The sequence below is a fragment of the Paracoccus alcaliphilus genome, assembly GCF_028553725.1.
GTDB classification, from domain to species: domain Bacteria; phylum Pseudomonadota; class Alphaproteobacteria; order Rhodobacterales; family Rhodobacteraceae; genus Paracoccus; species Paracoccus alcaliphilus.
Genome location: NZ_CP067124.1, coordinates 1,421,514 through 1,433,587, shown reverse-complemented (window position 1 = coordinate 1,433,587; position 12,074 = coordinate 1,421,514). Strand labels below are relative to the sequence as shown.

Annotated in this window: 12 protein-coding genes; all 12 read right to left on the bottom strand. The window is 63.4% G+C overall.

What is annotated here, in order from left to right; genetic code table 11:
* Positions 1-30: 30 nt before the first annotated feature.
* Positions 31-1,707 carry a ribonuclease J gene (locus JHW40_RS07260; RefSeq protein ID WP_090613129.1) on the bottom strand — a complete coding sequence of 559 codons (1,677 nt, stop codon included), beginning with the start codon at positions 1,705-1,707 and terminating at the stop codon, positions 31-33.
* Positions 1,700-2,479: a type III pantothenate kinase gene (locus JHW40_RS07255; RefSeq protein ID WP_090613131.1), complete on the bottom strand. Its 780-nt coding sequence runs from the start codon at positions 2,477-2,479 to the stop codon at positions 1,700-1,702. The genes JHW40_RS07260 and JHW40_RS07255 overlap by 8 nt, the downstream gene beginning before the upstream one ends.
* Before the next feature lies 1 nt (position 2,480).
* Positions 2,481-3,254: a biotin--[acetyl-CoA-carboxylase] ligase gene (locus tag JHW40_RS07250; protein ID WP_244519229.1), complete on the bottom strand. Its 774-nt coding sequence runs from the start codon at positions 3,252-3,254 to the stop codon at positions 2,481-2,483.
* Positions 3,247-4,725, bottom strand: coding sequence for an NADH-quinone oxidoreductase subunit NuoN (gene nuoN / locus JHW40_RS07245; protein ID WP_090613134.1), 1,479 nt, complete (start codon positions 4,723-4,725; stop codon positions 3,247-3,249). The genes JHW40_RS07250 and nuoN overlap by 8 nt, the downstream gene beginning before the upstream one ends.
* Positions 4,726-4,735: 10 nt before the next feature.
* Entirely contained in the window at positions 4,736-6,292 is a 1,557-nt protein-coding gene (locus JHW40_RS07240; RefSeq protein ID WP_090613137.1) for an NADH-quinone oxidoreductase subunit M, read from the bottom strand.
* A 1-nt stretch (position 6,293) separates the two neighbouring features.
* On the bottom strand, positions 6,294-8,381 hold the full coding sequence (gene nuoL, locus JHW40_RS07235) for an NADH-quinone oxidoreductase subunit L (protein WP_090613139.1): 2,088 nt from the start codon (positions 8,379-8,381) through the stop codon (positions 6,294-6,296).
* 6 nt (positions 8,382-8,387) lie between these two features.
* On the bottom strand, positions 8,388-8,693 hold the full coding sequence (gene nuoK / locus JHW40_RS07230) for an NADH-quinone oxidoreductase subunit NuoK (RefSeq protein WP_090613141.1): 306 nt from the start codon (positions 8,691-8,693) through the stop codon (positions 8,388-8,390).
* Between the two features lie 64 nt (positions 8,694-8,757).
* Complete coding sequence (locus JHW40_RS07225; protein ID WP_090613143.1) at positions 8,758-9,360, bottom strand: NADH-quinone oxidoreductase subunit J; 603 nt, start codon at positions 9,358-9,360, stop codon at positions 8,758-8,760.
* Positions 9,357-9,770, bottom strand: a complete 414-nt coding sequence (locus tag JHW40_RS07220) for a carboxymuconolactone decarboxylase family protein (RefSeq protein ID WP_090613145.1) — start codon at positions 9,768-9,770, stop codon at positions 9,357-9,359. The genes JHW40_RS07225 and JHW40_RS07220 overlap by 4 nt, the downstream gene beginning before the upstream one ends.
* On the bottom strand, positions 9,767-10,258 hold the full coding sequence (gene nuoI / locus JHW40_RS07215) for an NADH-quinone oxidoreductase subunit NuoI (RefSeq protein ID WP_090613146.1): 492 nt from the start codon (positions 10,256-10,258) through the stop codon (positions 9,767-9,769). The genes JHW40_RS07220 and nuoI overlap by 4 nt, the downstream gene beginning before the upstream one ends.
* A 4-nt stretch (positions 10,259-10,262) precedes the next feature.
* Positions 10,263-11,294: an NADH-quinone oxidoreductase subunit NuoH gene (nuoH, locus tag JHW40_RS07210; protein ID WP_090613221.1), complete on the bottom strand. Its 1,032-nt coding sequence runs from the start codon at positions 11,292-11,294 to the stop codon at positions 10,263-10,265.
* A gap of 18 nt (positions 11,295-11,312) precedes the next feature.
* Positions 11,313-12,071: a hypothetical protein gene (locus JHW40_RS07205; RefSeq protein ID WP_244519230.1), complete on the bottom strand. Its 759-nt coding sequence runs from the start codon at positions 12,069-12,071 to the stop codon at positions 11,313-11,315.
* Between the last annotated feature and the right edge of the window lie 3 nt (positions 12,072-12,074).

Below are 12,074 nucleotides of genomic sequence, written 5' to 3'. Positions count from 1 at the left end.
GGGCTGGCCCCCGGCTTTGCCCCCGCAACCTCAATCCGCCATCAACCGGCTGATGATGACGGTCACTTCTGGCTTCTTGCCGATCTCTTCCATCGAGACCTGACGGGTGATCCGGCGCAGCGCCTCGTCCAGCTTGGCATCATTGCCGACGGTTCTGGCATCGGCCCCTTCAAGGAATTCGGCCAGTTCGCCCTCGATATGCCCCGCCAGATCGGCGCCGCCACGGGTGCGGTCGGACAGGCCCATCAGCTCGACCCAGGCATCGGGCAGCGCGTTGTCTTCCTCGTCCACGATCACGCTGACCAGCGCATGACCGTTCAGCGCCATGCGGATGCGGTCGCGCACGATCCCGTCCATCGCGCCGATCAGCACCGTGCCATCCAGATAGACCCGGCCGGTCTCGACCTGATCCACGATCTTCGGCGCATCGCCGGTCAGGTCCAGCACATTGCCGTTAACCGCGATTTCGGCTGCCAGCCCCTTGGCACGGGCCAGCTGCACATGCTCGCGCAGATGCAGATGCTCGCCATGCATGGGAATGACGATGCGCGGCTTCAGCAGATCATGCAGCGCCTCGATATCGGGGCGGTTGGCATGGCCCGAGACGTGATAGAACCCGTCATCGGCGTCATAGACCTCGACCCCCAGCTCGCTCAGCGCGTTCATGATGCGGCTGACGCCGCGTTCATTGCCGGGAATGGTGCGGGAACTGAACAGAAAGCTGTCGCCCTCTTTCAACTGCAACCCCAGATAGCGGCCGCGCGACAATTGCGCACTGGCGGCGCGGCGTTCGCCCTGCGATCCGGTGACGATCAGCATCACCTGATTGCGCGGCAGGTTCGTGGCCTCTTCGGGGCTGATCGTGTCGGGGAAATCGGTCAGCACCCCGGTTTCCATCCCGACCGAAACCATCCGCCGCATCGCCCGGCCCAGCAGGCAGACCTTGCGGCCCGCGGCAATGGCGGCCTCGGCCAGCGTCTTCAGCCGCGCGATATTGCTGGCAAACGTGGTGGCGACGACCAGATTGGGCTGCGACAGCACCCATTCGCGGATCGGATCGGCCAGCAGCGCCTCGGACCGGCCCGGATGGGGCGTGAAGATATTGGTCGAGTCGCAGGCCAGAACCTTGACGCCGCGCCCCTCATTGGCGATCTCGTGCCACATCTCGGGGTCGAAGGGGTCACCCACGACCGGCGTGCCGTCCAGCTTGAAATCGCCGGTATGCAGGATGCGGCCCGCAGGCGTGTCGATGATCAGCGCCGCGCTTTCGGGGATCGAGTGACTGACCGGCACGAATTGCACCGTGAACGGCCCGATCCGGGTCACCTCGGGGCGGGCGCCGGTGATGTTCACCGTATTGCCGGGATGGCCCATTTCCTCCAGCTTCAGTCGCACCAGCGCGCCGGTGAACTGGCGGGCATAGATCGGCACGCCCAGACGCTGCCACAGATGGCCCAGGGCGCCCAGATGATCCTCATGCCCGTGGGTGATGAAGATCGCCTCCAGCCGGTCGCGGTTCTTTTCCAGCCACGTCATGTCCGGCATGATCAGATCGATGCCGGGAGTGCCGTCCATGTCGCCGAAGGTCACCCCCAGATCGATCAGGATCAGCCTTTCCTTGCCCGGCGCGCCATATCCATAGACATAGGCGTTCATGCCGATTTCGCCCGCGCCGCCAAGCGGCAGATAGATCAGGCGCTCAGCCATTGCCCATCTCCTTGTTAAAATCATGTATCAATCGCAGGCCGTGCACCGTCAGGTCGTCCTCGATTGCGTCGAAAAGATCAAATCCCTGATCGAACAGCGGCGCAAGCCCTCCGGTGGCCACCACCTTCATGGTTTTGCCATGTTCGTCCCGGATCTTGTTCACAATGCCTTCGACCAGCCCGATATAGCCCCAGAAGATGCCCGACTGGATACAGGCGACCGTATTGGTGCCAATCACCATCTGTGGCAAGGTCACATCGACATGCGGCAGGCTGGCGGCACCCATATGCAACGCCTCCAGCGACAGGTTCACCCCCGGCGAGATCACCCCCCCGATATACGCCCCATCCGCATCGACCACGTCAAAGGTCGTCGCGGTGCCGAAATCGACCACGATCAGGTCGCCGCCATGCCGGTCGAACGAGGCCACCGTATTCACCAGCCGGTCAGGCCCGACCGTGGTGCCGAAATCCACCCGCGGCGCCACCGGCAGCAGGCAGTCGGGCCGCCCCACCACCAGCGGGCGCGTGTCGAAATAGCGGTTGCACAGTACCCGCAGGTTGAACACGACGCGCGGCGCGGTGGCGCTGATGATGCAGGCGTTGATTTGCAGGTCCAGCTTCTGCGCCTCGATCAGCGTCGTCAGCCAGACGAAATATTCGTCCGCCGTGCGGCGGTGATTGGTGCTGATCCGCCAATGGGCCAGAAACTTCTCGCCGTCCCAGACGGAAAAGATCGTGTTCGTATTGCCGGTATCGATACAGAGCAGCATCTCAGCCCTCGCGGAAATAGATGTCGGCGGCGGGGATCAGCACCCTGCCCCGTGATGTGGTCAACATCAACGCGCCGGAATCGTCGATGCCGTCGAAACGCCCCTCGGTTTCGGACTGGCCGGTGCGGGCGATGATGGTTTCGCCCAGTCGGGCGGCGCGGGCCAGCCAGGCATTGCGGATCGTGGCAAAGCCGAAATCGCGCTGCTGGCGCTGCCAATGGTCGAAGGCGGGGGCCAGCGCGTCCAGCAATTCCTCGGGCAGGATGGTCAGACCGGTCTCGTCCTTCAGGCTGACGGGGCGCAGCGCGCCGCCTTCCACCACGGCATTGTCGGGGGCGGCGGCCAGATTGACGCCGACCCCGATGGCCAGCGCGTGAACGCCCGGCCCGGTGCCGCTGCTTTCCAGAAGAATACCCGACAGCTTGCCGCCATTCAGCAACACGTCATTGGGCCATTTCAGCGCCAGCCGTCCATGCGGGCCGATCAGCCCGCCAAGCGCATCATAAAGCGCCAGCGCCGCCACAAAGGACAGCCGCGCCGCATCGCCCGGCCCGCCCTCGGGGCGCATCACCAGCGTGGCGGCGAAGTTCCCCGGCGGGTCGGCCCATGCCCGCCCCCGCCGGCCGCGACCGGCCACTTGCCGCCGCGCCAGAATCCATGCCGGCCCGCCAAGCGTGGGGGCCAGCCGCATCGCTTCGGCATTGGTGCTGTCCACCCGTTCGAGGATATGTCTGGCCACACCCTCGGGCCAGATGTGCCGCGATGGCTCAGCCACCCAGCGCAGGCTCGACCACGGCGGCGACCTCTCCGCCCACCAGCGATTGCGCGGCCAGCGCAGCCGCGTCCTCGACCCCCAGCATGGTGATCGCGCCAAGGATCAGCACCAGCGCGGGCACCAGCAGCGCGGTCAGCTGCACCGCACCCATGCGACAGGACACGCCTTCGGCTTCCTCGCCGAAATACATGTAATAGACGATGCGCAGGTAATAGAACGCGCCGATGACCGAGGCGATAACGCCCGCCACCGCCAGCCACGCCATGCCCGCATCGACCGCCGCCGCCAGCACGCCGAACTTGGCGAAGAAGCCCAGAAGCGGCGGCACCCCGGCAAGGCTGAACATCAGCAGCAGCACGGCCAGCGCCTTCAACGGTTCCGCCTTGCCCAACTGGTTCAAACTGGCCAGATCGGTGACCGGACGGCCCTCACGCTCCAGCGACAGGATGAAGGCGAAGGTGCCCACGTTCATCACCGCATAGATGGCCATGTAAAGCAGCATGGTCTGCACGCCATAGGCCGTTCCCGCCGCCAGCCCGACCAGCGCAAACCCCATATGCGCGATCGAGGAATAGGCCATCAGCCGCTTGATGTCGCGCTGCCCGATCCCGGCGATGGAGCCGAGGAACATCGACATCACCGCCAGCGCCGCGATGATCTGCCCCCAGTCGCCCGGCACGGTGCCGAAAGCCTCGAACAGCAGCCGCGCGATCAGCGCCATCGCGGCGACCTTGGGCGCGGTGGCAAAGAAGGCGGCGACCGGCGTCGGCGCGCCCTCATAGACATCGGGCGTCCACATATGGAACGGCACGGCAGAGACCTTGAAGGCCAGACCGACCATCAGGAAGACCATGCCGAACAGCACCCCCAGCGACATCTGATCCGACGCGATGGTGGTGATGATGCCCGCAAAGCTGGTCGTGCCGGAGAAACCGTAAACCAGCGAGGCACCGTAAAGCAGGATCCCCGAGCTGAAGGCGCCCAGAACGAAATATTTAAGCCCCGCTTCGGACGATTTCACGCTGTCACGGCGCATGGCGGCCACGACATACAGCGCCAGCGATTGCAGTTCCAACCCCATATAGAGGCTGAGCAGATCGCCCGCCGACACCATGATCATCATACCGATGATGGCCAGAACAATCAGGATCGGAAACTCGAACCGCAGGAATTTGGTCCGGTGCATGTAATCGGCGCTCATCGCCAGAACGGCGGCGGCGGCGATCAGCACGGTGACCTTGGCAAAGCGGGCGAAGGCGTCATCGATGAACATGCCGAAGAAGGCCACGCCCTCCGGCCGGTCGGTCAGCCCCAGGTTGACGGCCAGCAACAGCAGCACCGCCACAGTGACCCACAGGATCTGCCGGGCGATGGCATCCTTGCCCAGATAAGCCCCCGCCATCAGCGCCACCAGCGCATAGATGGCCAGCAAAAGCTCGGGCAGGATTGTCGAGAAATCGAGCGCGGTCATCTTGCTTACCTCAATGGCTGGCGTCGGCCGCGGCAAGGCCTTCGGCCTCGGACGGCAGGGCGTCGTGGAAGTTCACCAGCATGGCCTCGACCGAGGGGCCGGTGATGTCGGTGACCAGCCGCGGATAGACGCCAAGGATCAGCGTCATCGCGATCAGCGGCGCGAAGATCCATTTCTCGCGCGGGGTCATGTCGGTGATGGTCTTCAGGCTTTCCTTGATCAGCGCCCCCAGCGTCACCCGGCGATACAGCCACAGCGCATAGCCCGCCGACAGGATCACCCCGGTCGCGGCGACGAAGGCCACCCAGGTATTCGCCTTGAACACACCCAGCAGCGTCAGGAATTCGCCGACAAAGCCCGAGGTGCCCGGCAGCCCGACATTGGCCATGGTGAAGAACATGAAGACCAGCGCATAGACCGGCATCCGGTTGACCAGTCCGCCATATGCCTCGATCTCGCGCGTGTGCATGCGGTCATAGATCACGCCGACGCCCAGAAACAGCGCGCCCGAGATGAAGCCGTGCGACAGCATCTGGAAGATCGCCCCGTCAACGCCCTGCTGGTTGGCCGCGAAGATGCCCATGGTGACGTAACCCATATGGGCCACCGAGCTGTAGGCGATCAGCTTTTTCATGTCCGACTGCGCCAGCGCCACCAGCGAGGTATAGACGATGGCGATGGCCGACATCCAGAAGACCAGCGGCTGGAACAGGTCGGACGCGACCGGGAACATCGGCATCGAAAAGCGCAGGAAACCATAGCCGCCCATCTTCAGCAGCACGGCGGCCAGCACGACCGAACCGGCGGTCGGGGCCTGAACGTGGGCGTCGGGCAGCCATGTATGGACCGGCCACATCGGCATCTTGACCGCGAAACTGGCAAAGAAGGCCAGAAACAGCAGCGTCTGCATGCCGCCGGTGATGGTAAGGCCCAGCAGGCGGAAGGTCTCGGACGGGAAGGCGGTGCGCGCCGGGTCCAGCAGCGCGACAATATCGGTTGTGCCCGCCACGCGCGCCATGGCGATCATCGCGATCAGCATCAGCACCGAACCGAGGAAGGTATAGAGAAAGAACTTGAACGCCGCATAGATGCGGTTCGCCCCGCCCCAGATGCCGATGATCAGGAACATCGGGATCAGCCCGGCCTCGAAGAACAGATAGAACAGGATCAGGTCCAGCGCCGTGAAGACGCCGATCATCAGCCCTTCCAGCACCAGAAAGGCGATCATGTATTCCTTGACCCGGGCCTTGACCTCCCATGTGGACAGGATGGTCAGCGGCATCAGGAAGGTGGTCAGCATCACGAACAGGATCGAGATGCCGTCCACGCCCATCTTGTAGCGCAGACCCATGATCCACGGGTGATCCTCGACGAACTGGAAGCCGGTATCGGATGGGTCGAAACCCGCCAGCAGGAACAGCGAGATCAGGAAGGTGGCCGAAGTCGCGATCAGCGCCAGCCATTTGGCATTGCGCTGCGCGGCCTCATCCTCGCCGCGCAGAAAGATGGCGAGGATCCCCGCTGCGACGATCGGCAGAAAGGTGATGATGGAAAGAAGGTTCGTCATGTCAGTGCGCGCCCCGCATCATCACCCAGATCAGCAAGCCCACGATGCCCAGAACCATCGCGAAGGCGTAATGGAACAGATAGCCCGACTGCACCCGCCCGGCGAAACGGGTCAGGCGCGGGATGATTCCCATGGCCACCCCGTTGATGGCGCCGTCGATAACGGCTCCGTCACCGCCCGTCCACAGCTTGCGGCCCAGCCACAGCGCCGGACGGACAAAGACGACGTGATAGATCTCGTCGAAATACCACTTGTTCAGCAGGAACTGATACAGCGCGGGTTGCTGCGCCGCCAGTTGCGCCGGTGCCCGCGGATAGCGGATATACATCAGCCATGCCAGCCCCAGCCCGGTCAGCATCGCGACAAAGGGCGACAGCTTGACCCAGGCCGGAACGCCATGCGCCTCGTGCATGACGTGGTTGTCGGGGTGCATGTAGATCGCGCCCGGCGTGATCTCGGTCACGACGGTGGTTCCGTGATCGCCTTCGGCATCGTGGTCGTCCCCGGCTTCGGCGGCGGCTTCCCCATTCGCGTGATCCTCGGCCGCGCCGGCTTCATGCTGCGCCTCGGCCACGGGGATCGCAAAGAACCGCTGCACGTTGTCGCCGAAGAAGCTGCCATACCACACCATCCCGGCGAATATCGCACCAATCGCCAGCACCCCCAGCGGAATGGTCATCACCGGCGGGCTTTCATGGGCGTGCTCATGCGCGTGATGGTCACCGCGCGGCTTGCCCCAGAAGGTCATGAACATCAGCCGCCAGCTGTAGAAGCTGGTCATCAGCGCAGCGATCACCAGCAGCCAGAAGGCATAGGACGAGCCGACATAGGCGCTCTCAATCACGGCATCCTTGGACAGGAAGCCCGCGAAACCGATATGGGTCAGCGGAATACCGACGCCGGTAATGGCCAGCGTGCCGATCAGCATCGCCCAGAAGGTCAGCGGCACCTTCTTGCGCAGACCGCCATAGTTGCGCATGTCCTGTTCGTGATGCATCGCATGGATCACCGAACCGGCGCCAAGGAACAGCATCGCCTTGAAGAAGGCATGGGTGAACAGGTGGAACATGGCCACCGAATAGACGCCGACGCCCGCCGCCACGAACATATAGCCAAGCTGCGAACAGGTCGAATAGGCGATGACGCGCTTGATGTCGTTCTGCACCAGACCCACGGTCGCGGCGAAAAACGCGGTCGAGGCGCCGATCACCACGATGAACGCCTTGGTGTCGGGGGCGAATTCGAACAGCGGCGACATGCGGCAGACAAGGAACACCCCCGCCGTCACCATCGTCGCGGCGTGGATCAGGGCCGAGACCGGGGTCGGACCCTCCATCGCGTCGGGCAGCCATGTATGCAGGAACAGCTGCGCCGATTTGCCCATCGCGCCCACGAACAGCAGGAAGGCCAGCAGGTTCGCCGCGTTCCACTCGCGCCACAGGAAATGCAGCTGCGTCTCGGCCAGTTGCGGCACCTGCGCAAAGATCGCATCGAATTGCAGCGCGCCGGTCAGCCAGAACAGGCCGAACATCCCCAGCAGAAAGCCGAAATCGCCGACCCGGTTGACGATGAAGGCCTTCATCGCCGCAGCCCCCGCCGACGGTTTCTTGTAATAGAAACCGATCAGCAGATAAGAGGCCAGACCCACGCCCTCCCAGCCGAAGAACATCTGCAACAGGTTGTCCGCCGTCACCAGCATCAGCATGGCGAAGGTGAAGAAGGACAGATAGGCGAAGAAACGCGCCTTGTAATGTTCGTGATGCTCGAAATTGTCGTCATGGGCCATGTAGCCCATCGAATAGAGGTGAACGAGCGCCGAGACGCTGGTCACCACAATCAGCATGATTGCGGTCAGCCGGTCCAGCCGGATCGCCCATTCGGTATGCAGATCGCCGACGACAACCCAGTCCAGCACCGGGATATGCTGCGTCTGACCGTCAAAGCTGAAGAAGATGATCCACGAGAACAGCGCCGCCGCGAACAGGATGCCGGTGGTCAGATACTGCGCCGCGGTCTCGCCGATCACGCGCCAGCCGAAACCGGCAATGATCGCCGCCAGCAGCGGGGCAAAGAGGATGAATTGCGCCATGATCCCTTAACCCTTCATCACGTTGACGTCTTCAACCGCGATGGTGCCGCGGTTGCGGAAGAAGACCACCAGGATCGCCAGCCCGATCGCGGCCTCGGCCGCGGCGACGGTCAGCACGAACATGGTAAATACCTGCCCCGCCAGATCGCCCAGATGGGCCGAGAAGGCGATGAAGTTGATGTTCACCGCCAGAAGGATCAACTCGACCGACATCAGGATGACGATGACATTCTTCCGGTTCACGAAGATCCCGAAAATGCCGGTGACGAAGAGGATCGCCCCCACGACCAGATAATGTGTCAGCCCTATCATCGTTTCTGTCCCTCCGGGCCCTTACCCGTTGAATATTCCGTTCGCCGCGTTCAGTCGGCCCGGCTCAAAGCCCCTGCCCCGGCTTGACGTTGCGCAATTCCATCGCCTTGGCGGGATCGCGATACATCTGCTCCAGCACGTCCTGCCGCTTGATGTCGCGGCGGTGCCGCATGGTCAGGGTGATCGCGCCGATCATTGCCACCAGCAGGATCAGCCCCGCCAACTGGAAGGCCAGCAGATAGCGGTCATACAGCAGCATCCCCAGCGCCGAGGTGTTATAGACCTGATCCGAGATCGGCGCGGTCCGCAGGCTTTCCGCCAGATGCGAGGTTTCCCAGACGCCGAAGGCAATGCCCAGCTGCGCCAGCAGCACGATGGCGATCAGCCCGGCCAGCGGTAGATAGCGCACCAGCTCGCCCTTCAGCTTGGCGAAATCGACATCCAGCATCATCACGACGAACAGGAACAGCACCGCCACCGCGCCGACATAGACCACGACCAGCAGCATGGCGACGAATTCCGCCCCCGCCAGCACGAACAGGCCCGCCGCCGACACGAAGGACAGGATCAGCCACAGCACCGAATGGACCGGGTTGCGCGCCAGCACGACCATGAAGCCCGAGACGCAGACCGAGATCGCGAACAGGTAGAATGCAAAGGTAATCATGAGGTCTCGTCCCCCTCGGATTCGGTAAAGACGCCCTGCGCGACTTCCAGTGCCTTCTGCATGGCCGGAATACCGCCGAACATCCCCATCTGATAGATCACCTCGGCGATCTCGCGCTGGGTCGCGCCGGCGGCCAGCGCGTGGCGGATGGTCAGGCGCAGCTGCGGCTCGGCAAAGGCGCCCTGCACGGTCAGCGCGGCGATGGTCACCAGCAGCCGCGTCCGCGCGTCCAGACCATCGCGGTTGAAGGTCTTGCCGAACCACATTTCCAGCATGTCCGAGGGCATGGTCGGGATCAGCTTCTCGAATGCCTTGGTATCGACATTCTCCAGCGCCGGATTGAAGGCGCGCGCCATCTCCTGCCCCGATTGCAGCATCTGCCGGAACATCTTTTGCAGCGCGTCACTCATCTGTAGGGCGCATCTATGGCAAGGTTGCGGGCGATCTCGGCCTCCCAGCGTGCGCCGTTGTCAAGCAGCTTCTGCTTGTCATAGAACAGCTCTTCGCGGGTTTCGGTCGAGAATTCGAAATTCGGTCCCTCGACGATGGCATCCACCGGGCAGGCCTCTTGGCAGAAACCGCAATAGATGCACTTGGTCATGTCGATGTCATAGCGCGTTGTCCGCCGCGATCCGTCCTCGCGCGGTTCGGCGTCGATGGTGATCGCCTGCGCGGGGCAGATCGCCTCGCACAGCTTGCAGGCGATGCAGCGTTCCTCGCCATTGGGATAGCGGCGCAGCGCGTGTTCACCCCGGAAACGAGGCGAAAGCGGCCCCTTTTCATGCGGATAGTTCAGCGTCGGCTTGGGCGCGAAGAAGTAACGCATCCCCAGCCCGAAGCCTTTGATGAAGTCCACCATCAGAAAGTATTTGGTGGCGCGAACGATATCGAATGCCATCGGCTTACACTCCTGCCCAACGGGTCCAGAACCCGCCAAGCACCTGGTATTTCGCAAGGAACGCCACGATCACGACCCAGGCCAGCGACAGCGGCAGGAACACCTTCCAGCCGATCCGCATCAACTGGTCATAGCGATAGCGCGGCACGATCGCCTTCACCATCGCGAACATGAAGAACCAGAACACCATCTTGATGAACATCCACAGCGCCCCGTCGGGGATACCGGGGATGGGCGACAGCCAGCCGCCGAAGAACAGCAGCGAAATCAGCGCGCACATCAGCCACATGGCGATATATTCGCCGGCCATGAACAGCAGATAGGGGGTCGAGGAATATTCGACCATGAAGCCCGCGACCAGTTCCGATTCAGCCTCGGGCAGGTCGAAGGGCGGGCGGTTGGTCTCGGCCAGCGCCGAAACGAAGAACAGCACCACCATCGGCAGATGCGGCAGCCAGTACCACGACAGCAGGCCCGCGCCGCGCTGCGCCTCGACAATAGCGGTCAGGTTCATCGAGCCGGTCGAGATGATGATGCCGATGATGATGAGGCCCAGACTGACCTCGTAGGAGATCATCTGCGCGGCAGAGCGCAGCCCGCCGAGGAACGGATATTTCGAGTTCGACGCCCAACCGCCCATGATCACGCCATACACCTCCAGCGAGGAGACGGCGAAGATGAACAGGATGCCGACGTTGATATCGGCCATCACCCAGCCCGGCGCGAAGGGAATCGCCACGAAGGCCAGCAGGGCCAGCGTCATCGACAGGAAGGGGGCAAGGAAGAACACGAACTTGTCGGCACCGGCGGGCACCACGACTTCCTTGACGACATATTTCAGCGCATCGGCGAAGGTTTGCAGCAACCCCCACGGCCCGACCACGTTGGGGCCGCGACGCATCTGCACGGCGGCCCAGATCTTGCGGTCGCCATAGACCATATAGACCAGCGACAGCATCACGAAGGCAATGATCGCCAGACCCTGCAACAGCATGATCAGCGTGATGCCCCATGAGGATGCCCAGAATTCAGCCATGATCATCCGTCCCTCTTCCTAGGCCGCGGGAATGCCGCGTGCCTTGCATTCCTGCAAGGTCTCGTTCGTTTCCATCACCCGCAGCCCCATCGGCTGTTTCTCCGAAACCGTGAACGCGGCTCCGATCAGCAATTTTCCGTTGCGGGTTTCCTGCAGGGTCCGAATATGGCGGCCATAGCGGTCGCCGTTCTGCTTGGCCCATCCTGCCAACGCGCAGGTGGCATACGCAAAGGCGATATCGGCGTCCACCCCCCGGCGCAGATTTGCTGTCACCTCGACCAGATCGCCGGCGCCCGATTCGTTCAGGACCGCGATCCGCGTGCCGATGAAATCCTCGGGCTGAACCTCGGTGCCTTCGCGCCACACGGGCAGCGCCGGTTGGGTCCGTGCCGCGAAAGCCTCGATCGCCAGTTCCTGCGCCGTCGGCCCCACCCGGCGGGCCGGCAGCGCCACCCCGGCAAGGTTCAGATCCAGATTGGCATTCAGCGCCGTCAGATCGGCCTCGGTCACGGCAAAGGCGTTCTGCCCGCCGGCGCTGTCCAGCGCCATGGTCGAGACCGACCCGTCAGGTTCCAGAATCAGGATCTCGCCGGTCTTGGTCGAGATCCGGGCGCGCGACAGCGGCGCCCCGCCCGATGACACCACGCTGGCCGAAACCTCGGCAGGCTTGGCGGGCGGACGGGGGTTCTCGTCTCCCTGCTGGCCACAGCCCGCCAGCAGCGCAGCCATGGCGAACGCAGCGGTCAGGATCCGGGGCTGGCGGGGGGCTGGCCACATCGG